Below are 23,772 nucleotides of genomic sequence, written 5' to 3'. Positions count from 1 at the left end.
TATGGACGACCACACCGCCCCGCACCCGCCCCAGGTGACGTCGCACGACCGCCACACGGCGCGCTGGAAAGCGTATATCCGCGATTGCGACACGCTCGTCAGCTTTGCCGAGCCGCTGCAGATTTCGGGGCGCGTCACGCGCGTGGCGGGCCTGGTCATGGAGTGCGTCGGCCTGCGCCTGGCCGTGGGCGCAGCCTGCACGATCCCCACCGCCAGTGGTCAGATCGAGGCCGAAGTCGTCGGTTTCGAAGGCGAGCGCCTGTTTTTGATGCCGCAAAGCGATACCGAAGGCGTCGTGCCCGGCTCGCGCGTGTTCCCTGTCGAAAGCGTGCTGCCGCCACCGGGCAGCGTGCCGCATGGACGGCGCCGGCCGCAGGACCGCGCACGCCACCTGCCGGTGGGCATCCAGCTGCTGGGCCGCGTCGTCGATGGCGCCGGCCGGCCGCTCGATGGCCTGGGCCCGCTCGGCACGTCCGACATGGCGCCGCTGAACGCACGCCCCGTGAATCCGCTCGACCGCGCGCCGATCAAGGACACGCTCGACGTCGGCGTGCGCGCCATCAATTCGATGCTGACGGTCGGCCGTGGCCAGCGCCTGGGCCTGTTTGCCGGTACCGGTGTCGGTAAATCGGTCCTGCTCGGCATGATCGCGCGTTACACCGAGGCCGAAATCATCGTGGTCGGCCTGATCGGCGAACGGGGCCGCGAGGTCAAGGAATTCATCGACCAGATTCTGGGGCCGGAAGGCCGCGCGCGCTCGGTCGTGGTCGCCGCGCCGGCCGACTCGCCGCCGCTGCTGCGCCTGCAGGGCGCGGCCTACGCCACCGCCATTGCCGAATACTTCCGCGACCAGGGAAAGAACGTCATGCTGATCATGGATTCGCTGACCCGCTACGCAATGGCGCAGCGCGAAATCGCGCTGGCGATCGGCGAGCCACCGGCAACCAAGGGCTATCCGCCATCGGTGTTCGCCAAGCTGCCGGTGCTGGTGGAACGGGCCGGCAACGGCCTGGAAGGCGGCGGCTCGATCACGGCGTTTTATACCGTGCTGTCCGAGGGCGATGACCAGCAGGATCCGATCGCCGATGCGGCGCGCGGTATTCTCGACGGCCACATCGTGCTCAACCGCCACCTGGCCGAAGCCGGCCACTATCCGGCGATCGACATCGAACAATCGATCTCGCGCGCCATGCACTCGATCACCACGCACGAGCACCAGCTGGCGGCGCGCAAGCTCAAGCAGCTGTACTCGCGCTACCAGCGCTCGCGCGACCTGATCAGCGTGGGCGCCTACGCGGCTGGCAGCGATCCGGTGCTCGACCAGGCGATTGCCAAGAATACCGAGATCGAGGAATTCCTGTGCCAGGAAATCCACGACAACGCCTCGCTTCCCGAGAGCTTGGGGCGATTGACCACGCTATTCTAGTGATTGCGGGCAATGTCATGCCGGTAGAATGTAATTCACCATGGCACAAGCTTCCGCTCTTGAAACACTGATCGACCTGGCGCAACGCGATTCCGACGCGGCCGCCAAGCGGCTCGGTGCGGCCCTGAAACTGGTCGAGGATGCCGAGCAGAAGCTGGCCATGCTGGTCGGTTACCGCGACGAGTACGCGCGCAAGCTCGACGCCGCCCAGATGGACGGCATCACGCCGTTCGCGTACCACAACTTCGTTGCCTTCATCGGCAAGCTGGATCACGCACTGAGTGGCCAGCGCGACGTACTCAAACATGCACAGAACAAGGCGACGTTCGAGCGCACGACCTGGCAGGACAGCGAGCGCAAGCGCCTGTCCTACCGAACGCTGAATGAACGCGCGGCAAGCGAAGCACTCAAGGTCGAGAACAAACGCGACCAGAAACAGATGGATGACCACGCAGCCCGTGGCGCCCGTTACAAACAACGCTGAACCCACGTCGAACTTCGAGCCCACCATGACGATGCAGACCAATCCCCTACCGTTCCAGGTCACCGGCGCCAGCGCAATGACGCAGCGCCCGGCCACGCCGGATCGCCTGGCCGACGCAGCACGCAGCGGCGGTACTGGCGGATTCAGTGCCACGCTGAACCGCGAAATGGCTACGCGCCAGCCGGCCGCGCCGGCGCCGCAACCGGCGGCGCAACCGAAACCGGCGCAGGGACCAAAGCCGGCCACCGCCGACAAGCCGGCCACCCGCGAGCCGGTGCGCGACGGCCCGACCCGGTCGAGCATCCGCCCGCCGATGCACGATGGCGACGCCAAGTCCACACAGGCGGCCACCAGCAACACGGCAGACGCGGCCAGCGACGCCGAGGATGCAGCCGCCGCAGAAGCCGCCGCGGCCGCTGCTGCAGCCACCACGCCAGTGACCGACATGCTCGCCTTCATGGCCAGCCTGACCCAGCCGGCCAGCACCGCCACGGTCGTGACCACGGAGGCTGCGGCAACCGGCGCCGCCACGGAAGCCGACGCACAACTGACGGCGCTCGACACGGCGCTCGACAATCTGAAGGCCATGACCACCGGCGCTACCGACGACACGGATGCCAGCGCCGGCGGCAAGGGCCAGGCACTGGCCAGCGGCGTGCAGCAGGCACCCGCCGAACTGCGCACGACGCAGGCGCCCGGCACCGCGCTGCCGCAGGGCGAGCAGGACGTCGGCCAGTTCCAGGCCCAGCTGCGCGACACCCAGCAACAGCAGCTGCCGGTGGCCGAAGAAGCTCCGGCCCCGCTGGCCGCACTGCAGGCGCAGGCAGGCAAGGTCGATGCAACGGGCAATCCGGCCATGCCGGGCGACCGCATCCCGGCGCGCCTGGGCACCCAGGCCTGGGACAACCAGGTCAGCCAGCGCATCGTGTACATGGTCGGCAAGGAACAAGCCGCCACGCTCACGCTGAATCCGCCTGACCTGGGACCGGTGCAGATCGTGCTGAACGTGACCAACGACCAGGCCACGGTCGCCTTCTCGTCCGACCAGCTCGACGTGCGCCAGGCGCTTGAAAACGCCCTGCCGCGCCTGCGCGAGATGATGAGCGAAAGCGGCATCGCACTGGGCAACGCCACGGTCGACGCCAACGTGCCCGACCAGCGCCAGCAACAGCAGGACAGCGACCGCCGGGCCCAGGGCGGCCAGGGCGGCGCCGGTGGCCTGACGGGCGATGGCCAGGACGCTGCACCGGCCGTGAACGAGGTCGCGCCGCGCACGCGCACCGTGTCGATTGGCGACCGCGGGATGGTCGATCTGTTTGCCTGATGCCGCTCTGGCATCAAGGGGGCGGCCACGTGGCCGCCCTTTTCCATTCAGTCATCGCACCTCAGCAACAATCACACGGATTACCACGCCTTCTCCCCTCTTTTCGAGGCTTGCCGGGACGCATCTTTCCGCGACAATGCCATAATGACGAACCCTCACCAACCAGCGGCAAAGACACAACTTGAAAGCGAATCCGAAAATGAAAGCTGATCCGAAAGCGGACACCGCAGCAGCACCTTCCGGCTCGAAGAAAAAGCTGATCATCATGATCCTCGCCGCCGTGCTGGTGCTGGGCGCAGGCGCGGGTGCGGGCTGGTACTTCACGCAGGGCGCGGCCGCCCATGGCGAAGAAGAAGACGCACCGGCCAAGGAAACCAAGAAAAAGAAAAAGAAGAACCCGGATGCCAAACCCGAATACGTGCCGATCGAATCGTTCACCGTGAACCTGCAACCGGAAAACGGCGAACAGTATTTGCAAGTCCAGTTCACGCTGCAGGTGGCAGGCCCCGAGCAGGCCACGCTGGTCAAGGACAATATGGCGATCGTGCGCAACCGCATGCTGTTGCTGCTGTCGAGTAAAAAGGCATCCGAGATCAGCACCGTCGAGGGCAAGCAGCAGCTCGCGACCGAGATCCGGACCGCCACTACCGAGCCCTTCGAGAAAGATGGCGACGAACAGGAAGTGTCCGACGTATTATTCACCTCGTTCATCATCCAGTAAATCCAGACAAACATGGCCGATAATTTCCTCTCCCAGGAAGAAGTCGATGCCCTCTTAAAAGGGGTCAACGGCGATCAGGACGACATCTCGGCGCCTGAAGACACCTCGGGGGTCCGCACCTACAACCTGGCAACGCAGGAGCGCATCGTGCGCGGCCGCATGCCGACGCTCGAGATCATCAACGAGCGCTTCGCCAGGTACTTGCGGATTGGGTTGTTCAACTTCCTGCGCCGCAGCGCCGAAGTGTCGGTCGGCTCGGTGCGGGTATCGAAGTACAGCGAATTCATCCGCAATCTGGTCGTTCCGACCAACCTGAACCTGGTGCACATGAAGCCGCTGCGCGGCACGGCGCTGATGGTGCTCGATCCAGGCCTCGTGTTCTTGCTGGTGGACAACCTGTTCGGTGGCGACGGGCGCTTTCATACCCGCGTCGAGGGCCGCGACTTTACCCAGACCGAGCAGCGCATCATCATGCGGATCCTCGATATCGTGTTCGAGGCCTACGCCAAGTCGTGGGAGCCGGTGTTCCCGGTCGAGTTCGAGTTCATCCGTTCCGAGATGAACACGCAGTTCGCCAACATCGCCACGCCGAACGAAGTGGTGGTGTCGTGCACCTTCACGGTCGAGCTGGGCTCGGTGTCGGGCCAGATCCACTTCTGCATGCCGTATTCGATGATCGAACCGATCCGCGATGCACTGACCTCGAGCCTGCAGGGTGAGGCACTCGAAGTCGACAAGCGCTGGGTGCGCCTGATGACGCAGCAGATCCAGGTCGCCGAAGTCGAACTGGTCGCGGTGCTGGGCCACGGCAAGGCCAATTTCGATGAAATCCTCAACATGAAAATCGGCGACGTGATCCCGATCGTGGTGCCCGAGATGGTGCAGGCCACCGTCGATGGCGTGCCCGTGATGGACTGCAGCTACGGCGTCTTCAGCGGACAATATGCGCTGAAGGTCGAGAAGCTGCTCGCCAACAGCGACACATTCAACAAGTAATCGGTATATTGGCGAGGCGCGCAGCGCCCGCCGCACAGGAGAACACCATGTCCGACAATCAGGAAGACCAGGAACACATCGACGACGATTGGGGCGCCGCTATTGCCGAACAGGCCGCGGCCGAAGCCGCAGCGCTCGAACGCCAGACGTCCACCGCAGCCGCCGCGCCGGTGGCCGCTGCAGCCGTGTTCAAGGATTTTTCGAACAAGGGCGCGCGCAACGAAACGCCGAACGATATCGACTTCATCCTCGACATCCCGGTGCAACTGACGGTCGAACTGGGCCGCACCAAGATCGCCATCAAGAACCTGCTGCAACTGGCGCAGGGTTCGGTGGTCGAGCTCGACGGCCTGGCGGGTGAACCGATGGACGTGCTGGTCAATGGCTGCCTGATCGCCCAGGGCGAGGTGGTGGTCGTAAACGACAAGTTCGGCATCCGGCTTACCGACATCATCACGCCGTCCGAGCGGATTCGCAAACTCAATAAATGATCGCACCCCGCGTCGCCGCCAGCCATTTCACGACCATTGCGGCGCTGCTGCTGTTGGCGGCGCCCCTCGCGCTGGCCCAGCCAGCAGCGCCGACAACCGACACCACCACGGGCCGGCCGGCCACGCCCGCCGTGCCGGCACCAGCCACCGTGCCCACCGTCACTGCACCGCCCGTTGCCGCGCTGCCGGGCGATGCTGTCGTACCTGCCGAGCCTGCCGTCCCTGCGAGCACCGTGGTGACGCCGGCGCCATCCACGACGACCACTGCCCCTGCCATCGCCCCGATGCGCCCGGCGCCGCAGGTCGCGCTGCCGGCGTCGAACGGCCCCGGCGCGGCGGGCCTGCTGCAAACGATTTTCGCGCTGCTGCTCGTGCTGGGCCTGTTGATCGGCCTGGCCTGGCTGCTCAAGCGCTACGGCCCCAAGCCGGGCGGCGGGCTGGCCAACCTGCGCGTGGTCGGCGCACTGAATCTTGGCGGGCGCGAACGCATCATGGTGGTGGAGGTGGGCGACCAGTGGATCGTCGTCGGCGCCGCACCGGGGCGCGTCAATGCGCTGCACACGATGCCGCGCCAGGACGTCGACCTGGGCTCGGGCACGGGCGCCGCGCCAGGCAGCATGCCGGCCACGCGCTTCGCCGACTGGCTCAAGAACACGATGGACAAACGCAATGCGTCATAAACACCTGTGGCTGGCCGCTGGCCTGGCCCTGCTGCCGCTGATCGCAGCGGCCCAGCCCGGCATCCCGGCATTCCAGAGCAGCCCGGCGGCCAACGGCGGCACCGCATATTCGCTGCCGGTGCAGACACTGCTGCTGCTGACCTCGCTTACCTTCCTGCCTGCTGCGCTCCTGATGATGACGAGTTTCACGCGCATCATCATCGTGCTCTCGCTGCTGCGCCAGGCGCTCGGCACGCAGACTGCGCCGCCGAACCAGGTCATGGTCGGGCTGGCATTGTTCCTGACGTTCTTCGTGATGGGGCCGACCTTCGACCGCATCTACAGCGAAGCGTACCTGCCGCTGCAGAACAATCAGATCCAGATGACCGAGGCCATGAACCGGGGCGCCGTGCCGCTCAAGGAATTCATGATCAAGCAGACGCGCGAATCCGACCTGGCGCTGTTCGTCAAGATTTCGCGGTCGCCGGCGCTGCAGGGCCCCGAAGACATTCCGCTGCGCGTCCTGATTCCCGCGTTCGTCACGAGTGAACTCAAGACGGCATTCCAGATCGGCTTTGCGATCTTCATCCCGTTCTTGATCATCGACATGGTGGTCGCCTCGGTCCTGATGGCGATGGGCATGATGATGATGTCGCCGGCCGTCATCGCGCTGCCGTTCAAGCTGATGCTGTTCGTGCTGGTCGACGGCTGGCAACTTCTGCTGGGCTCGCTGTCCCAGAGCTTCTACTAGAGGGCCCGCGCGATGACTCCCGAGAGCGTGATGACGATGGGCCGCACGGCCATGGAAGTGACCCTGATGGTGTCGGCCCCGCTGTTGCTGGTGGCGCTGATCGTCGGCCTGGTCATCAGTATTTTCCAGGCCGCGACCCAGATCAACGAGGCCACGCTGTCGTTCATCCCGAAGCTGGTCGGCGTGTTCGTCACGCTGGTGGTGGCCGGGCCGTGGATGCTGTCGGTGATGCTGGATTACATGCGCCAGGTGTTCACGGGTATTCCCGGCCTGATCGGTTAAGGCCCGCGTGCGCACGCCCGGAGGCGCCCGATGCTGACGCTGACTTCGGCGGAAATGAATGCCTGGATCGCCGGCCTGCTGTGGCCGTTGTCACGCATTCTCGGCCTGATCGCTGCCGCCCCGCTGTTCGGCAATGCCGGCGTGCCGGTGCGCGCCAAGGTCTCGCTCGGCATCCTGCTGGCGATCGTCATCGCGCCGCTCGTGCCGGCCGTACCGGCGGCCGACCCGACCTCGTGGGCGGGCCTGCTCATCCTGACCAAGGAAATGATCATCGGACTGGCGATGGGCTTTGCCATGCGCATCGTGTTCGCCGCCATCGAGTACGCCGGCGAGGTCTCGAGCCAGACGATGGGCCTGGGTTTCGCGATGTTCTTCGACCCCAGCACGCGCGGCCGCTCATCTGCCATCAGCCAGTTCATGGCGCTGGTCGCGACAATGGCCTTTCTGGCCGTGAACGGCCACCTGATTCTGCTCGAGGCGCTGGCCGAAAGCTTCATCACGATGCCGATTACCGACACCCCGTTTTCATCGAACACCGCGCTCGAACTGGTGCGCTGGGGCGGGCGCATCTTCTCGGCCGGGCTGCAGATCGCCATGCCGATCATCGCTGCGCTCTTGATCACGCAGGTCGCCCTCGGCATCCTGACGCGCGCCGCGCCGCAGCTGAACATCTTCGGCATCGGCTTTCCGATCACGCTCGGCGTGGGCTTTTTGACGCTGAGCTTAGTGCTGCCCTACCTGGGCGCGCCGATCGTCAACCTGTTCAACCAGGGCATCGAAGTGAGCAGATCGTTGCCGCGCGCCAGCAATCCGCAGCCGGGGACAGCGGGTGCGCAGCCGGTGGCCAGGCCGGTGGTGCCCGCGCCGGGATAACGGCGCCATCGCACTGCGCTACAATGAGAATCATTCTCATCTTTCATCAAGCGCATGGCCACTCCTGCTGCCGTTCCGACTGTTCTCCCGCGCCGCCGCATCCTCGCCGCTGCCGCCCTGTCCGTCATGGCCACGCCCCTGGCCCGCGCCGCCGCTGACTGGCAACCCGCCACGCTGCACCAGGCCCGGCAACGCGACATCACCTCGCCCATCACCGGCCAGACCTACCGCATCTTCATCAGCATCCCGACCACCCCGCCCCCGCCGGCCGGCTATCCGGTGATTTACGCACTGGACGGCAACGCGACCTTCCCGACGCTGGCGCTGATGGCGCGCACGATCCTGCCGCGGAGCACTGCGCTGCCCGTGGTCGTCGGCATTGGCTATCCGGGCGAGTTCGACTACGGGATGGGGCGCGGGCGCGACTACACGCCGCCGTCGGGTGCGGATGGTCCTGCGAAGGAAGGCGGCGCCGACCTGTTTCTCGACTTTATCGAGCGCGAACTCAAGCCGCTGATCGCGACACTGGCACCGCTCGACCCGGGGCGCCAGGCGCTGTATGGCCATTCGTACGGCGGCCTGTGCACACTGCACGCATTGTTCACCCGCCCGGCGATGTTCCAGACTTACCTGGCGGCCAGCCCGTCGATCTGGTACCGCGAGCGCGTGGTGCTGGGCGGGATGGACGGCTTCGGCCGGCGCGTTGCTGCCCTGTCCTCGAGACCGTCGCTGATGCTGGCCGTGGGCGAGCTGGAACAACCGTCAATCGCGAATGGTCCGCTGCAGGGCCGTGACGCCATCGCCGCCGCGCGCCGCATGGTGGACAACGCGCGCGAACTGGGCGAGCGACTGCAAAAGACCACTACCCTGGCGCGTGTGCAGTTCCACCTGCTGGCGCACGAAGACCACGGTGCGGCAACCTTCCCGGCAATGGCACGTGGACTTGAATTTTTCCTTACCTGACGTCAAGCATAAAAAAATACCAATTAAATGTGCAGTAGTGCGACTTAGCCAACCAACAATATTGCCTGGACCCTGCTAGCCTGACAATCCCGGTGCCTCGCTGCGCCAGCCGCCGACCCACTCATGGGCACGATCGACAATGACCCTTTCCAGACCTCTCAAAATCACCGGTTGGATCTTGCTGGCCATCACCGTGGCAGTAATCCTGTTCCTCATGCTGTTCGACTGGAACATGCTGCGTCCGTACATCAACCGCAAGGTGTCGGAGACGACCGGGCGCGAATTCGCCATCCGCGGTGACCTGGACGTCAGGTTCCAGCGCGATCGCAACGGCGAGACCGGCTGGCGGCGTTTCGTGCCGCAACCGCATATCACGGCCGATAACGTCTACATGAGCAATCCTGCCTGGAGCACGGTCGGCAAGCAGATGGCCGCCGCCCAGCGCGTCGAGGCTGGCGTGCGCATCCTGCCGCTGCTGACGAAGGATGTCGTGATCACCGACCTGCGCCTGGCCAATCCGGACATCGCGGTCCAGCGCCGCGCCGATGGCAGCAATTCGTGGACCTTCAAGGACAATGGCCCTTCCGCATGGAAGGTCGATCTGCAACGCCTGGCCTTCGACAGCGCCAAGGTGCGCTACGTGGATGAGCCGGTTGGTCTTGATTTGCGCGCCACCGCCGATTCGATCAAGGGCGGCGAAAACGCCTCCACCGCGGTCGGCGTGCCGCCATATGGTTTGGCGTTCACCCTGGCTGGCACCTACAACAAGGCAAAGATCACCGGCGGCGGCAAGGCCGGCGCGGTTCTTTCGCTTACTGGCGACAACACCAGCTTCCCGATCGAAGCAGAGGCCACCGCCGGCGACAACAAGCTCGGCCTGCGCGGCATCATCCGCGATCCGCGCTCGCTGTCGGGCTTTGCATTGAAGATGCAACTGGCCGGCGCCAGCATGGCCGACCTGTACGGGCTGACCGGCGTGCTGCTGCCGGAAACCCCGCCATATGCCACCAAGGGCACGTTGCTGGGCAAGAAAGACGGCGAGTTCTGGACCTTCACCTACAAGGATTTCACCGGCAAGGTCGGCGCCAGCGATATCGCCGGCACGCTCGCCTACGCCCAGCGCAAGCCGCGGCCGCTGCTGACGGGCGCGCTGACATCGCAGCAACTGCGCCTGGCCGACCTCGGTCCGACCGTGGGCGCCGACACCGGCGAAGGCACCAAGGCCGCAGGCAAGGTCAAGGCGCCGGCGCCGGGCAAAGCCCTGCCGGTCGACCAGTTCAACACGGCCAAATGGGGCGCGCTCGACGCCGAGGTCAAGTTCACTGGCAAGCAGATCCTGCGCACTGCCAACATTCCGCTGCGCGACATCGATACGACGATCCGCATGAAGGACAAGGTCCTGACGCTGACCCCGCTGAGCTTTGCACTGGCGGGCGGACGCATCACGTCGAATATCCGGCTGGACGGTCGCGACAAGACGCTGGACGCCTCGGCGCGGCTGGCGGCGCGCGGCGTGAAGATCCGTGAACTGTTCCCCAAGCTGCAATCGATGCAGGCGACCTTTGGCGAAATCAATGGCGACGGCGCGCTGGTCGGCAAGGGCAATACCGTGGCGGCCATGCTGGGCACGTCGCAGGGTGAAATCAATGCCGTGGTGACCGAAGGCACGGTCAGCCAGTTCGTCCTCGAACTGGCGGGCCTGAACGTGGCCAATGCCGTCTACGTCAAGATTTTCGGTGACAAGCAGACCATGCTCAACTGCGTGGCGGCGACCACCACGGTGCGCAATGGCCGCGCGAATATCGATCGCTTCGTGCTCGACAGTGAAGATGCAGTGGTGAACGCGACCGGCTACGTGGATCTGGCCACCGAGAAGCTCGACGTGGATGTGCGGCCGAAAACGAAGGGTGCGCGCATCCTGTCGCTGCGCACGCCGTTGTATGCGCGCGGCACCTTCACCGATCCGAAGGTGGGTCCGCACGCCGGCCCGCTGGCGCTCAAGGCTGGCGCGGCCGTGGCACTGGCAGCGATCAACCCGCTGGCCGCCCTGCTGCCGTTGATTAACGTCGACAAGGCGCCCGATACGAATTGCGGCGCCGAGATCAGCGCCGCGAAGCAACCACCGAAGGTGAACGGGAAAGTCGCGCCGAAGATCAAAGGTAGTTAAACAGCGACAGGCCCGACATCGTCTTGAACGACATCTGCGCCGCCTGCAGCGTCAATTGCTGCTGCGAGAAGTCCGAGATGGCCTTGACGGTGTCGAGGCCCACCAGGTCGTCGAGCGTGGCGGCGTACTGGATGTCCAGGTCGTCGCCGGTGCTGTCGAGGTAGTCGAGTTCCTTCATGTGCGCGCCGACCGATGACTGCACCGTCAGCACGTTGTCGTGCGCATTCTTCAGGTTGTCGATGGCCGTGTTCAGGCCATTGGTCAGTGCCGCCTTGCCGGCCGAGCCGTCGCCCGGCAGGCGCAGCGTGGCGATCAGGTCGGTCACGGTGGTAAACACCGACTGCTTCTGGCTCGGTTCGACGCTGAAGGTATCGCCATTGGCCGGCGCGCCCTTGATGTCGAAGGCCATGCCGCCAAAGGTGATCTGCTTGCCGGCTTCATAGGCGTTGCCGTCGCTGACCAGGGCTTTCGGATTGCTGCTCGTGTTGTAGACCGCATACGTGGTCACGGGCGGCGTGTCGGTGCTGACGGCAAACTCGATCCCGTACTTGGTGCTATTGAAGGCCTGGCGGTCCACGACCGAACCGGACGAGATCAGCGCCGCGCCCGTGTTGCCGCTGCCGGCCTGGGTCTGGAACGTGCCGTTACCGGTCGGGATCGCCTCGAAAATGGCGCTGCCCGATGCCGACAGCGGCAGTTTGCGCGAATCACTGACCTGCAACTGGCGCACGCCCTGGTCGCCCTGGTAGGCGGCCCCGGTGGGGGTACTGGTGAACGGCTGGGTGGTGGTCATGTAACCCGAAAACAGAAAGCCGCCCGATCCGTCGGCGGTATTGGCGATGCCCAGCAGGTCGGCCAGCCGGCCTTCGAGTTCGGTCGCCAGCTTTTCGCGGTCGCTCGGCAGCATCGTGGCATTACCGGCCGAGACGGCCAGCGTCTGCATGTCCTGCAACAAGTCCCCGGTGTTCTGCAGCGTCGATTCCACCTGCGCCAGCGACGACTTCGCGCTGTTGCGGTTGGTGGCGAACTGGGCGTTGATCTCTTGCGACTGGCTTACTTCGAGCGCGCGTGCCGAGGCGACCGGATCGTCGGCGGCGGTCAACAGGCGGCGGTCGGTCGACAGCTGCATCTGCGTGCGCGCGAGCGCGCCCTGCAGCGTGTTGAGCTGGTTGGTCGAGTTGGCATACAGGTTCGCGGTACTGATACGCATGATGTTCTTTCGCTGTGTTAGCGGCTGATCGACAGCAGCGTGTCGAAGATGGTGCCGGCAATCTGCATGACCTTGCTCGACGCCTGATAGGCCTGCTGGTACTTGATGAGATTGGCGGCTTCTTCGTCGAGGTTCACACCCGAGACATCGGCCTGGGCGCCGGTGGCCTGCGCCAGCAAGGCGTTGCCGGCCTGCGCATTGACCTGCACTTCGCGCGTCTTGTTGCCCACCTGGCTGACCATCTGCGCATACGACGACGTCAGCGTCGCGGTGCCGTTGTTGAAGATGTTCTTGGTCTGCAGTTCGCCCAGCGCGGCGATGTTGCGTGTGTCGCCCACGCCGCTGCTGTTGGTCGCGATCGTGAACTTGTCGCCGTTGCCCGGCTTGCCCGTCATCGTGACGCTGACGCCGCCGAAGCTGTAGGTCGAGCCGTTGTCGAACTTGACGCTATTGGCGTTCACCTGGCTTGACTCGCCCTTGCTGTTGACCACGGTGACCATGCCGGCCGGGAAGCCGGTCAGGTTGCCGCTGGTTTCATCGAAGGCGAGCGTGACCGGCAGCGCCGCCGGCGCGGTCAGGAAGTCCTTGGACACCTTGCCTTCGCTGATCTTGGCGGTGCCGGTATTGGTCAGCGGCATGCTGGTCAGGATCGGCGCCGCGGCGGCGATCTGCGACACATCGTTGGCCAGCACGTTGAAGTTGGCCGCGCCGTCGATGGTCGGGCGCACCAGGAAGGTGTCCTTGTTGCGCGCATTGTTCTTGAAATTGAACTCGACGCCGTCCACTTCGAACGTGGCCGTGCCATCGGCAGCCGGCGTGACGGTGCCCACTTCGGCATTGTCCGACTGGCGCACAACCTTGTAGCTCGTGCCGTTGAACGTGACTTCGTAGTCGCTGTCCTTGAGCTTGCCCGGATCGGTCACCTTCGCGGTCAGCTCGGCCGCCGGATTGGCATTGGTGCCCTTGGCGTTGTTGATGCTGGCGCCCACAAAGGCGGGGGCCACGCTGAAGAACGGCTGGCCAGGATTACCGTTCTGGTCCAGGCCAAGCTGGTGCTGCGCGTTGAATTCGAAGGCCATGCCGATCGCGATCTTGCCGAGCGCGCTCTGGGCCTTGTCGAGCGTTTCGGTCCGAAATTCGAGCACGCCACCCAGCTTGCCGCCGGAGAGCGCGCCATCGGGCAGCACCGCCACCTTCGTGCCAACCTGGTAACCCACTTCCAGGCGCGTGAGGTCGGTTGGCGAGACCATCGCCGCCAGCTGGAACGAATCGTTGCCCACTACCAGCGGCTGGCCGTTACCGATTGAAATCGTCAGGCTGCTGTTGTCGCCCTGCGTAACGGTGGCCTTGACGAACTTGTTCAGTTCGAGCACCACCTGGTCGCGCTGGTCCAGCAAGTCATTCGGCGGGCGCGTCGCGGACGAGGCGAAAGTGGAAATCTGTTCGTTGAGCTTGGCGATCTGCGAACCGTAGGTGTTGATGGCGGTAACGCTCGCTTCGATTTCCCCATTCACGCCGCTGCGGATTTCGCCAAGGCGCGAGTCGAGGTCTTGCAGGCGCGTGGCCAGCGTTTCGGCGCTCGACAGCATCGCCTGGCGCGACGGTACCGACGCGCGGTTGGCGGCCATGTCCTGCACGCCCTTGAAGAAGCCCTGCATCGCCGGCGACAGGCCCGACGTGGTGTCGGCCAGCAGGTTGTCGATCTGCTTGATCTGCGAATAATACGATTCCAGGCCGCTGGTGCTGGCCTGGGCGGAGCGCACCTGCGTGTTCAGGAAATTATCGCTGTAGCGCTTGATCTGCGCGATCTCGGTCCCGGTGCCGAGGAAGCCGACGCCGGTATCGAGCGCGGCCGACGTGGCCTGCACCACGGTCTGGCGCGAGAAACCCGCCACGTTCGCGTTGGCGATGTTGTGGCCGGTCGTGGCCAGGGCTGCCTGTGCTGCATACAACCCTGTCTTACCGATGGCGAGGAGGCTACCTGACATAATTTTTTTCTCTCTGTGACAGTACAGTCAACGGCAGTTTTTCAAAAAACTTGACGGTCGGCTGACATAAGAATGGCGTCAATGGGCGCACGCGATCGTTACGCCAGCGAATTCTTGATCAGGCGGGTCAGCTTGGCCGCGTAATTCGGATCGGTTGCATAGCCGGCGCGCTGCAGGCCCTGGGCAAAGGTGGCCGCGTCGCTGCTGCCGATGACTTTTTCGTAACGCGGATTCTTCGCGATCATGTTGGCGTAATCGCGGAACGAATCGGCCGGGCTGTCGTAGGCGCGGAATTTCTCGACCTTCGTCTGCGGCTTGCCATTCACGTATTCGGTGGTGACGGCAGTGGCGACCTTGCCTTTCCAGCTGGCCCCGGCCTTGATGCCGAACAGGTTGTTGCTGTTGCTGCCATCGGCGTTCCTGATCATGCGTTTGCCCCAGCCGGTCTCGAGCGCAGCCTGACCCAGCATGAACTTGGCCGGCACGCCGGTGGTCTGCTCGGCCGCATGGGCGTGCTCGTGCAGTTTTTCCTGGAACGCGCGCACGTGCGGCGCCTGGACCCGGCCCGTCTCGGTCGTTGCCGGCAGCGGCGGCGCCTTGCTGGCGGCAGTGCCGGATACCGCATTGGCCGCCGCGCCCGCGCCCAGCGCCGCGCCATTGCCGTACAGGGCCGCGGCGTTGTTCAGCGACGGCGTCAGGCGGCCGGCGCCAGCGGCGGCGTCGCCGCCCATGCCATCGGCGCCGATGGCCAGCGCCTGCTGCCCCATCTGGTTCGCGCTCAGCTGGCGCACCAGCACGTCGGCCAGGCCGACGCCACGCTTGGCCAGGTTCTGGCTGGTCTGCTGGTCGAGCATCGTCGTGAAGGTCTTGGTCTGCTGGTTGTCGGTCATGCCTTCCTGCGGCGTGGCATCGCGCATGCTCTTCATCATCATGTTGATGAACATCGCCTCGAACTGGGTCGCCGCTTCTTTCATGGCGGCCGGCGTACCGGCTTTCGCGCTGTTCTTCAGCCCGTTGAGGCTGTTCGTGTCGAGCGCGAGCTTGCTGGTCTGGTCAAGGTTGGGCGAGGCGATCATGGCGTGTCTCTTGATTTAGATGATTTCGAGCTCGGCGCGCAGCGAACCGGCGGCCTTGAGCGCTTGCAGGATGGCCAGCAAGTCTTGCGGGGTGGTGCCGATCGAGTTCATCGCCTTGACCACTTCGGCCAGCGATGCCCCGCCCTTCACATTGATCATCTGGCCTGGTTCCTTCTTGATTTCGACCGACTGGTTCTGCGTGACGACGGTCTGGCCGCCGGCCAGTGCGTTCGGCTGGCTCACCTGCGTATCGGAACCAATGGTGATCGACAGGTTGCCGTGCGAGATCGCGCAGTTGTCGAGCATCACGGCGCGGTTCATCACGACCGAGCCGGTGCGGGCGTTCATGATGACCTTGGCCGAGGCCAGCGGCTGGTTGACGTCGATCTGTTCCAGCATGCCCAGGAAGGCCACGCGCTGGTCGCTCGACGATGGCGTGCGCACGCGCACCACGCGCCCGTCCAGCGCCGTGGCAATGCCCGGCCCGAACTGGTCGTTGACAGCGTCGACGACGCGCGCGGCGGTGGCGAAATCGGTCTCTTTCAGTTCCAGGCGAATCTGGTTGTTCTCGCCCAGGTTCGATGCAACGGCGCGCTCGACCGTGGCGCCGGCCGAGATACGACCGACGGCCAGGTGATTGACCTGCACCTGCGCGCCGCCGCCCTGCGCCTGGACGCCCACGCCGCCCACCACCAGATTGCCCTGGGCCATGGCATAGACCTGGCCATCGGCGCCATGCAGCGGCGCCATCAGCAGTGTGCCGCCGCGCAGGCTCTTGGCGTTACCGATCGACGACACGGTGATGTCGAGCGTCTGGCCCGGCTGGGCAAACGCCGGCAGCGAGGTCGTGACCATGACGGCCGCCACGTTCTTCAGTTGCAGCTGGGTGCCGGCCGGCAGGTTGACGCCCTTCTGCTGCAGCATCGCGCGGATCGACTGCACGGTGAATGGCGTCTGGCTGGTCTGGTCGCCGGTGCCGTCCAGGCCCACGACGATGCCGTAGCCGGACAACTGGTTCTGGCGTACGCCGGCGATGGTGGCCAGGTCCTTCAGGCGCTCGGCGTGGGCCAGGGGCGCGATGCCGCCAACGATGGCGGCCAGCAGGACAACGGAAGCAAATTTACGCATGGTCAGGGTCTTTCAGAACGGCAGCATCGACAGGAAGAAACGCGACAGCATCGACGTCACTTCAGCGCGATCGAGGCGGCTGTTGGTGCGGTATTCGACGCGCGCATCGGCGATCACGTTGGACGAGACCATATTGCCGGCCTGGATCGTGTCGGGGCTGACCATGCCCGAGAAGCGGATGAACTCGGTGCCCTTGTTCATCGCGACCTGCTTTTCGCCGGCCACGATCAGGTTCCCGTTCGGGAGCACTTCGGTGACGGTCACACCGATCGTGCCGGTGAAGTTGTTCGACGCGCTCTGGTTGTCGCCATCGGCAAACTTGGTGCCCGATTCCAGCGCCACGCCGGCACCGATCACGCCGGCCAGCAGGCCCGGGCTGGTGAAGCTTGCGCTGCCAGTCTTGTTGCCCGAACTCGCGCCGGCCTTGGTCGCCGTCGTGCGCTCGCTGATATTGACGGTCAGCAGGTCGCCGATATGACGGGCGCGGCGGTCTTCGAACATTGGCCGGTAGCTGTTGACGTTGAAGATCGCGCCATCGGTGGCCGGGGCGCCGTCGACCAGCATCGGACGCGCGCTGGTCGGGCCCTGCACGATGGTGGTGGGGGTGGCGGCGCAACCGGCAAGCAGTACCAGCGCAGCGAACGAAGTCAGGATTTTCATGATGGCTCTGGACAATTAAAGCTGCGACAGTTTTTGCAGCATCTGGTCGGATGTCGTGATCGCCTTGCTGTTGATCTCATAGGCGCGCTGGGTCTGGATCATCGCGACCATTTCCTCGACCACGTTGACGTTCGACGATTCCACATAACCCTGCATGATGTTGCCAGCACCATTCGTGCCTGGCACGTTCAGGTTCGGGTTACCGGAGGCGGTGGTTTCGGTGTACAGATTCTCGCCGCGCGACTCGAGGCCGGCCGGGTTGATGAACGTGGCCAGCTGCAGCGCGCCGATCTGGGTGGTGGCGGTTTCGCCGGCGACAGTGACCGATACGGTACCGTCACGGCCCACCGTGATCGACTGGGCATTGACCGGCACGGTGATCGGCGGCTGGATCACGAAGCCGCTCGAGGTCACGAGCTGGCCGTTCTGGTCCTTCTGGAACGAGCCGTCGCGGGTGTAGGCCTGGGTGCCGTCCGGCATCAAGACAGGGAAGTAGCCAGGACCGTTGACCATCACGTCCTTGTCGTTGCCGGTCAGCTGGGGATTACCCTGGGTGTGGATGCGCTCGGTGGCGACGGTGCGCACACCGGTACCGATCTGCAGGCCCGACGGCAGATTCGTCTGCTGGGACGACTGTGCACCTGGCTGGCGCACGTTCTGGTACAGCAAGTCCTCGAACACGGCGCGCGACTTCTTGAAGCCGTTGGTGCTGACGTTGGCGAGGTTGTTCGAGATGACGTCGAGATTGGTCTGCTGGGCTTCCAGGCCGGTCTTGGCGATGTAGAGCGAACGGATCATTGCATTCTCCTATTGGTGGCAGGCAAATGCCTCCACGGACAATAGAATTATGCAGCGGCAACACTTAATTCAAAGCGAGGAGTTGGGTAGCTTTCGCCGCGTTGTTCTCGGCGTTCTTCAGCAAGCTCATTTGCGTGTCGAAAGAACGTGCCAGCGCAATCATGTCGACCATGCAATCGACCGGATTGACGTTGCTGCCTTCGAGCGCGCCGCCGGCCACCTGCACGGTCGGGTCGGCCTGGACCGGCGCGCCGTTCTTGACGCGAAACAGCCCGTCGTCGCCACGCACCATGTCGCCTTGCGGCGGATTGACCAGCTTCAGGCGCCCGATCACCGTCGGCGCAGCCGGCGTGTCGACGTTGGAAATCGTCGAGATGGTGCCGTCGCTGCCGATCGTCACAGTGGCGTCGGGCGGGACCGTGATCGGCCCGCCTTCCCCCGCAATCGTCTGGCCACCCGGCGTTTGCAGCACGCCGTTCGGACTCATCTGAAGGGCACCGTTGCGGGTGTAGGCTTCGGTACCATCCGGCATCTGCAGCGCCAGCCAGCCCTGCCCTTTCACCGCCACATCCAGATCGCGCCCCGTTGCCTGCAGCGGACCGGCGGCGAAGTCGTTGCCGGCGGTCGAGTCGACGACGAACGCACGGGTCGGCATGCCCGGGCCCTGCACCGGCGCCGCACGGAACATGTCGATCTGGGCGCGAAAGCCCGTCGTGCTCACGTTGGCCAGGTTGTTGGACGTCGTGGCTTGCTGCTCGAGGATGTGCTTGGCGCCGGAGGCGGCGGTGTAGATCAGGCGGTCCATGATGGGTTCCTAGATGGTTTAACGCAGGTTCACCAGCGTCTGCAACACCGAATCCTGGGTCTTGATCGTTTGCGCATTCGCCTGGTACACGCGCTGCGCGGTGATCATGTTGACCAGTTCGGCCGTCAGATCGACGCTCGACGCTTCGGTGGCGGACGATTGCAGCACGCCCAGGCCACCGGTGCCGGCGGTGCCCATCAGCGGGACGCCGGAATTGGACGATTCGGCCCAGGCATTGTTGCCCAGCGGCTGCAGGCCGTTCGGGTTGGTGAAGTTGGCAAGCACGACCTGGCCCAGGACCTTGGTCTGGCCATTGCTGTACTGGCCCAGGATGCTGCCATCGGCGCCGGTGGAGAAGCGCTGCAGCGAACCCGGCTTGTAGCCATCCTGCGCCAGGAACTTTTCGCTGGTGGTGGTGCCATACTGGGTGGTGCCGGCAAAGTTGATTTCCACCGGCAGGTTCAGTTCGGCGCCGGTCGACGGCACGATCGGGATGTCGATGTTGAACTTGCCGGCGGTGCCCGTGCTGGCCAGGTTCAGCGCGCCATTGGTGTCGAACTTGAGCGTGCCGATGGATTTCGGCTCCATCTTGAGCGCCTTGGCAATCGCGGCGTCGATCTGCACCGGGGTCGCGCCCGGGATCGCGGCGGCAGCCGCTGCGGCGGCGCGCACTTCGGCCAGGTTGTCGGCGGTGGCCAGGTTGCCGGCGCCCGTCGCGACCGCATTGGCGGCGTCGGTGGCGTAGGTGCCGATCGCGGTGGCCAGCGTGGCCGCCACAGGCGGCACGACCTTGCTGGCGGTATCCCAGGCGCCGCGCGACGCAACGGCCGCCGGGTCGGTCTGGGCCTTGCCGACCGCGTCCAGCGCGCCGATTTCGGTGCCGTCCTTGGCCGCGTACACATTCCAGGTGCCGTCACCTGTCGGCGACTTGACGTAGAAGGTCGACAGCGTGTGCGAGTTACCCAGCGTGTCGTACACGCTCATCGGCACCTGCTTGTTGTAGGTGTCCGGATCGGCCGGATCGAATTCGGTCTTCTTCGGCGGGCTGGCACGCGAATCGAGCTGGAGCTGGATCTGCACTTCCGACGTCACCTTCGGCGGCTGGTCGGCGGTATCGATCTTGAGCGGCACGGCGGTGCCGGCGGCCAGCAGGCCGTTGGCGCCCAGGCCATAACCGGTCAGCTTGGCGCCCTGGGCATTGACGATGAAGCCCTCTTTGTCGAGCGAGAACTGGCCATTGCGCGAGTATTGCACCACGCCGGCCTGTTCGATGCGGAAGAAACCGGCGCCGTTGATGGCGATGTCGAGCGGGTTGCTCGAGGCTTCGACGTTACCCTGCGTGAACTGCTGGGCGATGGCGGCGGTTTTCACGCCGATACCGGCGCTCAGTCCGCCCGCGCCGTTGAGGGCATTGGCGTAGACGTCGGCAAACTGGGTGGTCGACCCCTTGAAGCCGACCGTGCTGGCGTTGGCGATATTGTTGCCGATAACGTCCAGCGATTTGGCAGCAGCGTTCAAGCCGCTCAAGCCTTGTTGGAAAGACATGGTAATGCTCCAGTATAAGGTGAGAGAGTAAGCGGCCTGGCTTACAGCACTTGTTTGATATCGGCCAGGGCGACAGGGCCCTTGCCCGGCAGGTTCAGCTTGACGCCGTCCTTGCCATTCGTCGTGACGCTGGCGACGCTGTCGAATGACAGGGTCTTGGCGTCGGTCAGCTGTTCGCCGCCACGTGAAGCAACCACGCGGAAGGTATAGTTCCCATCGGGCAGCACGACGGGCTTGCCGTCGGCGTCCAGATTGTTCGGGTCGGGAATGCCATTCCAGGCAACCGGCACGATCCCGGCTTTCTGCTCGCCCAAATCGATTGCCGCCACGTCCTTGCCTGTGGCCTTGTCGACGATGACAACCTGCAGCTTGTCGGCCGGGCTCTCCAGTTCGATGCCCAGAATGGCCTGGCTCTTCGAGAGCAGGATGTCGTTGCCTTCGACCAGCACGCCATGACCGATCAGGTTGGTCGCCGACAGCGATTCGCTCGACTGGTAGCTGGCTTTCAGCGACTCCAGCGTGGTGTTCAGTTTGTTCACGCCGGTGACGGTCTGCAGCTGGGCCAGCTGGCTCGTCATCTGCGCGTTGTCCATCGGGTTGAGCGGATCCTGGTTCTTCAACTGGGTCACGAGCAGCGTCATGAACTTGTCGGTGTCGGCCTGGACGCTGTCGCCGGCGGCCTTCGCCTTGGCGTTCATGGTCGTCTGCAGGCTGGAGATATCGGACGTTGCGGTCGAGCTGGTGATTGGGCTGGTCATGGTATCGATCTGGTGGCGCTTACTGGCCGATGGTCAGGGTCTTGAGCAGCATGGTCTTGGCTGCATTCATGGTTTCGACGTTGGTCTGGTACGAGCGCGAGGCCGACAGCATATTGACCATCTCGTCGACCACGTTCACGTTCGGCATCGATACATAGCCCTTGTCGTCGGCCATCGGATGCTTGGGGTCGTACACCTGCTTGAGTGGCGACGGGTCTTCGACCACTTCGCGCACGCGCACGCCGGTCGCGCCCGAGGCGGTGGGCACCGACTCGAACACGACCGACTTGGCGCGGTAGGCTTCGCCCGACGGCGACGTGGCGCTGTCGGCATTGGCCAGATTGCTGGCCACCGTATTCAGGCGCTGCGCCTGGGCGCTCATGGCCGAACCGGACACGTTAAAGATATTAAATAGCGACATGGCGAGTTTCCTTATTGGCCCTGGATCGCGCTCAGGAGGCCCTTGATCTGGCTGTTGATCATGTTGATCCCGGCCTCGTAGCGCAGCGCGTTGTCGGCAAACTGGTTGCGCTCGACGTCCATGTCGACCGTGTTGCCGTCGACGCTGCCCTGCACCACGCCGCGGTACAGCACCGGCGTGCCATTGGCCAGCGTGTCGCCCGTGGCAAGACCGCGCGCCATGTGCTGCGTGTTGGTGGTGTTCATCGCACCGCCCGGCTTGCCGCCTGCCATCGCCCCCTGCAAGGCGGCCGCGAAATTGATGTCGCGCGCCTTGTAGTTCGGGGTGTCGGCATTGGCGATATTGGACGCCAGCAGTTCCTGGCGTTGCGAGCGCAGGGACAATGCCGTTTCATTAAAACGCATGTACTCGTCGAGTTTGCCGATCATGCTGCCTCCGGGCTGTGCTTTGTTGGGACAGAAGCGATCATACGGTTCGGCTCGCTACACCAATCGACGGAGAAGAGGCAACATTCCCCCCGCTATTCAAAGTTTCACTACGGAATCATTCGACCTAAGATAGCAGCATTCCCCAATCTCTGGTCGACCGCCCAACCATGACAGCAAAACTTGTCGCTTTTTCGCTGCTGGCACTTGTACATAGTGTTGCGCAGGCCCAGCAGGGGGCGCACAGCCGCCAGCAGCCCGAGGCCGTGCGCGCCGTGGTGCAGCAGTTCCTGGCCACCCAGAGCGCCGGCTTGCCGGGCCAGGTGAGCGTGCAGGTCGGCGCCATCGACGAGCGCCTGAGCCTTCCAGCCTGCCCGGCGCCCCAGGCATTCCAGCAACCGGGCGCGCGCCCGTGGGGCAAGACGACCGTGGGCGTGCGCTGCACGGCGCCGGCCTGGACGATATATGTGCAGGCCCAGGTCAGCGTCGTGGCCGAGTATGTCGCCGCCGGCGTGCCGCTGGCCCAGGGCCAGCCGCTGGTGCCGGGTCAGCTGGTGATGGTGAAGGGCGATATCGCCGCGATGCCCAATGGCATCATCACCGACATGGGCCAGGCACTGGGCCGCACGCCGACCGTGTCGCTGCCTGCCGGCACCGCCCTGCGCGTTGACGCGCTGCGCAGCCAGGCCGTCATCAAGCAGGGCCAGGCGGTACGGCTGGTATCGCGCGGCTCGAACTTTTCGGTGAGCAGCGAAGGCAAGGCCATCAACAATGCAAGCGACGGCCAGATCGTCCAGGTACGCACGACGGCCGGCCGGATCATCAGTGGCACGGCGCGCGATGGTGGCACCGTGGAGATCGTTTTATAGAAATTGTGATGTTCTCTTCGTCGAATCGGTGTGGATTGCTAAAGTTTGTAAAGGCGTGGCCGTTACAATGAGCAGATCCCGGAGCTTGTGCTCCGCGCACCGAGAAGGATGACGCCGTGAAAATCAACGACACACTCAAGAGCAACCCAGGCCTTCAACCCGCCACCACGCAGACGAACAACGCGCGTGGTGCCGACAAGGCAGCAACGACCGCGCCCCTGACCGGGGCGCAGACCGACAGCGTGCGCCTGTCCCCGCAGGGCCAGGCCATGGCCAGCAGCATCGGTGGCGGCGCGGCCGTATTCGACGCCAAGAAAGTAGAACGTATCAAGATGGCCATCGCCGATGGCCAGTTCCAAGTCAACTCCGAGAAAGTGGCTGACGGCTTGCTCGACACCGTACGCGACTTGCTCCATTCGAGACAACGCTAAACCATGACCACCAGCCCGTTCCAGACCCTCGCCGCCGAACACGATCACCTCACCGCCCTCCTGGCGCTGATGAAGCAGGAACAACAATCCCTGGTATCGCTCGATGCCGACACCCTGGCCACGCTGACCACACGCAAGAATGCGATGCTGGCCGACCTGGCCTCGCTGTCGCGACAGCGCCACGCAGCGCTGGCGGCGGCGGGCTGTGATGCTTCGGAAGCGGGCATGGAACCCTGGCTGGCCGTCAATGACGACGGCGATGCACGGCAACAATGGGAGCGCATGCTCGACGCTGCACGCGAAGCAAAAGAACTCAACCGCGTCAATGGCATGCTGATCAACAAGCAGCTGGCGCACAACCAGGGCGTGCTCAACGCCCTGCGCACCCCGACCAACGCACCGACCGGCACCATCTACGGCGCCAGTGGCCAGACCATGGGCGTGGGCGTCTCGAAACGCTACGTCGTCGGGTAAGCAGCGTCGCGCACGCAGCAGCCATTGCGGCCTGCAACGTTAAAATA

26 protein-coding genes are annotated in these 23,772 nt (G+C 64.6%); 15 read left to right on the top strand and 11 right to left on the bottom strand.

The features are described from left to right. Nucleotide 1: 1 nt before the first annotated feature. The 12 genes from fliI to AC56LN_RS03510 all read left to right on the top strand — a co-directional run bounded on the left by fliI (nucleotide 2) and on the right by AC56LN_RS03510 (nucleotide 11,137). Nucleotides 2–1,426, top strand: coding sequence for a flagellar protein export ATPase FliI (gene fliI, locus AC56LN_RS03565; protein WP_499569973.1), 1,425 nt, complete (start codon nucleotides 2–4; stop codon nucleotides 1,424–1,426). A gap of 40 nt (nucleotides 1,427–1,466) precedes the next feature. Beyond that, on the top strand, nucleotides 1,467–1,910 hold the full coding sequence (gene fliJ / locus AC56LN_RS03560; RefSeq protein WP_482899805.1) for a flagellar export protein FliJ: 444 nt from the start codon (nucleotides 1,467–1,469) through the stop codon (nucleotides 1,908–1,910). A 25-nt stretch (nucleotides 1,911–1,935) separates the two neighbouring features. Beyond that, nucleotides 1,936–3,234, top strand: coding sequence for a flagellar hook-length control protein FliK (locus tag AC56LN_RS03555; protein ID WP_499569972.1), 1,299 nt, complete (start codon nucleotides 1,936–1,938; stop codon nucleotides 3,232–3,234). Nucleotides 3,235–3,433: 199 nt separating this feature from the next. Further along, nucleotides 3,434–3,955: a flagellar basal body-associated protein FliL gene (fliL, locus tag AC56LN_RS03550; protein ID WP_499569971.1), complete on the top strand. Its 522-nt coding sequence runs from the start codon at nucleotides 3,434–3,436 to the stop codon at nucleotides 3,953–3,955. A 12-nt stretch (nucleotides 3,956–3,967) separates the two neighbouring features. Beyond that, nucleotides 3,968–4,951, top strand: a complete 984-nt coding sequence (gene fliM / locus AC56LN_RS03545) for a flagellar motor switch protein FliM (protein WP_482899808.1) — start codon at nucleotides 3,968–3,970, stop codon at nucleotides 4,949–4,951. Between the two features lie 47 nt (nucleotides 4,952–4,998). Beyond that, a complete protein-coding gene (gene fliN, locus AC56LN_RS03540; protein ID WP_499569970.1) occupies nucleotides 4,999–5,442 on the top strand; it encodes a flagellar motor switch protein FliN in 444 nt (147 codons plus the stop codon). After that, entirely contained in the window at nucleotides 5,439–6,122 is a 684-nt protein-coding gene (gene fliO, locus AC56LN_RS03535) for a flagellar biosynthetic protein FliO (RefSeq protein ID WP_499569969.1), read from the top strand. The genes fliN and fliO overlap by 4 nt, the downstream gene beginning before the upstream one ends. Next, on the top strand, nucleotides 6,112–6,852 hold the full coding sequence (gene fliP, locus AC56LN_RS03530) for a flagellar type III secretion system pore protein FliP (RefSeq protein ID WP_258835324.1): 741 nt from the start codon (nucleotides 6,112–6,114) through the stop codon (nucleotides 6,850–6,852). The genes fliO and fliP overlap by 11 nt, the downstream gene beginning before the upstream one ends. A gap of 12 nt (nucleotides 6,853–6,864) precedes the next feature. Then, complete coding sequence (gene fliQ, locus AC56LN_RS03525) at nucleotides 6,865–7,134, top strand: flagellar biosynthesis protein FliQ (RefSeq protein WP_332532384.1); 270 nt, start codon at nucleotides 6,865–6,867, stop codon at nucleotides 7,132–7,134. Nucleotides 7,135–7,164: 30 nt separating this feature from the next. Beyond that, nucleotides 7,165–8,007: a flagellar biosynthetic protein FliR gene (fliR, locus tag AC56LN_RS03520; protein ID WP_499569968.1), complete on the top strand. Its 843-nt coding sequence runs from the start codon at nucleotides 7,165–7,167 to the stop codon at nucleotides 8,005–8,007. Between the two features lie 54 nt (nucleotides 8,008–8,061). Continuing rightward, nucleotides 8,062–8,970 carry an alpha/beta hydrolase gene (locus tag AC56LN_RS03515; RefSeq protein ID WP_499569967.1) on the top strand — a complete coding sequence of 303 codons (909 nt, stop codon included), beginning with the start codon at nucleotides 8,062–8,064 and terminating at the stop codon, nucleotides 8,968–8,970. Between the two features lie 139 nt (nucleotides 8,971–9,109). Continuing rightward, nucleotides 9,110–11,137, top strand: coding sequence for an AsmA family protein (locus AC56LN_RS03510; RefSeq protein WP_499569966.1), 2,028 nt, complete (start codon nucleotides 9,110–9,112; stop codon nucleotides 11,135–11,137). Here AC56LN_RS03510 and flgL read toward each other — a convergent pair. The 11 genes from flgL to flgB form a co-directional block, all read right to left on the bottom strand. Beyond that, the gene (flgL, locus tag AC56LN_RS03505) at nucleotides 11,124–12,347 is read right to left on the bottom strand and encodes a flagellar hook-associated protein FlgL (RefSeq protein ID WP_499569965.1); all 1,224 of its coding nucleotides are present in this window, start codon (nucleotides 12,345–12,347) and stop codon (nucleotides 11,124–11,126) included. The genes AC56LN_RS03510 and flgL overlap by 14 nt on opposite strands. 17 nt (nucleotides 12,348–12,364) lie before the next feature. Further along, entirely contained in the window at nucleotides 12,365–14,335 is a 1,971-nt protein-coding gene (flgK, locus tag AC56LN_RS03500; protein ID WP_499569964.1) for a flagellar hook-associated protein FlgK, read from the bottom strand. A gap of 98 nt (nucleotides 14,336–14,433) precedes the next feature. Further along, nucleotides 14,434–15,411, bottom strand: coding sequence for a flagellar assembly peptidoglycan hydrolase FlgJ (gene flgJ / locus AC56LN_RS03495; protein ID WP_499569963.1), 978 nt, complete (start codon nucleotides 15,409–15,411; stop codon nucleotides 14,434–14,436). 15 nt (nucleotides 15,412–15,426) lie between these two features. Then, nucleotides 15,427–16,539, bottom strand: a complete 1,113-nt coding sequence (locus AC56LN_RS03490; protein WP_499569962.1) for a flagellar basal body P-ring protein FlgI — start codon at nucleotides 16,537–16,539, stop codon at nucleotides 15,427–15,429. A 12-nt stretch (nucleotides 16,540–16,551) separates the two neighbouring features. Then, nucleotides 16,552–17,199, bottom strand: a complete 648-nt coding sequence (locus tag AC56LN_RS03485) for a flagellar basal body L-ring protein FlgH (protein ID WP_499503436.1) — start codon at nucleotides 17,197–17,199, stop codon at nucleotides 16,552–16,554. A 15-nt stretch (nucleotides 17,200–17,214) separates the two neighbouring features. Further along, on the bottom strand, nucleotides 17,215–17,997 hold the full coding sequence (gene flgG, locus AC56LN_RS03480; RefSeq protein ID WP_499569960.1) for a flagellar basal-body rod protein FlgG: 783 nt from the start codon (nucleotides 17,995–17,997) through the stop codon (nucleotides 17,215–17,217). Between the two features lie 64 nt (nucleotides 17,998–18,061). After that, nucleotides 18,062–18,802 carry a flagellar basal-body rod protein FlgF gene (flgF, locus tag AC56LN_RS03475; protein ID WP_499569959.1) on the bottom strand — a complete coding sequence of 247 codons (741 nt, stop codon included), beginning with the start codon at nucleotides 18,800–18,802 and terminating at the stop codon, nucleotides 18,062–18,064. A gap of 18 nt (nucleotides 18,803–18,820) precedes the next feature. Further along, the gene (locus AC56LN_RS03470) at nucleotides 18,821–20,347 is read right to left on the bottom strand and encodes a flagellar hook protein FlgE (RefSeq protein ID WP_499569958.1); all 1,527 of its coding nucleotides are present in this window, start codon (nucleotides 20,345–20,347) and stop codon (nucleotides 18,821–18,823) included. A 41-nt stretch (nucleotides 20,348–20,388) separates the two neighbouring features. Next, a complete protein-coding gene (locus AC56LN_RS03465) occupies nucleotides 20,389–21,105 on the bottom strand; it encodes a flagellar hook assembly protein FlgD (protein WP_499569957.1) in 717 nt (238 codons plus the stop codon). 19 nt (nucleotides 21,106–21,124) lie between these two features. Then, a complete protein-coding gene (gene flgC, locus AC56LN_RS03460) occupies nucleotides 21,125–21,526 on the bottom strand; it encodes a flagellar basal body rod protein FlgC (protein ID WP_183555738.1) in 402 nt (133 codons plus the stop codon). Nucleotides 21,527–21,537: 11 nt separating this feature from the next. Further along, entirely contained in the window at nucleotides 21,538–21,954 is a 417-nt protein-coding gene (gene flgB, locus AC56LN_RS03455) for a flagellar basal body rod protein FlgB (protein ID WP_482899821.1), read from the bottom strand. A 167-nt stretch (nucleotides 21,955–22,121) separates the two neighbouring features. Here flgB and flgA point away from each other — a divergent pair, with 167 nt between their 5' ends. The 3 genes from flgA (at nucleotide 22,122) to AC56LN_RS03440 (ending at nucleotide 23,725) form a co-directional block, all read left to right on the top strand. Next, nucleotides 22,122–22,820, top strand: a complete 699-nt coding sequence (flgA, locus tag AC56LN_RS03450; protein WP_499569956.1) for a flagellar basal body P-ring formation chaperone FlgA — start codon at nucleotides 22,122–22,124, stop codon at nucleotides 22,818–22,820. A gap of 116 nt (nucleotides 22,821–22,936) precedes the next feature. Continuing rightward, nucleotides 22,937–23,251 (top strand): flagellar biosynthesis anti-sigma factor FlgM, encoded by a 315-nt coding sequence (flgM, locus tag AC56LN_RS03445; protein WP_482899823.1) that lies wholly within the window; start codon nucleotides 22,937–22,939, stop codon nucleotides 23,249–23,251. Nucleotides 23,252–23,254: 3 nt separating this feature from the next. Next, entirely contained in the window at nucleotides 23,255–23,725 is a 471-nt protein-coding gene (locus AC56LN_RS03440) for a flagella synthesis protein FlgN (RefSeq protein ID WP_499569955.1), read from the top strand. The last annotated feature ends 47 nt before the right edge of the window (nucleotides 23,726–23,772 follow it).

This window comes from Telluria sp. ZT3P26 (genome assembly GCF_059686035.1).
The sequence above is the reverse complement of the archived record's forward strand: the minus strand, read 5'-3'. Positions and strand labels throughout refer to the sequence as shown.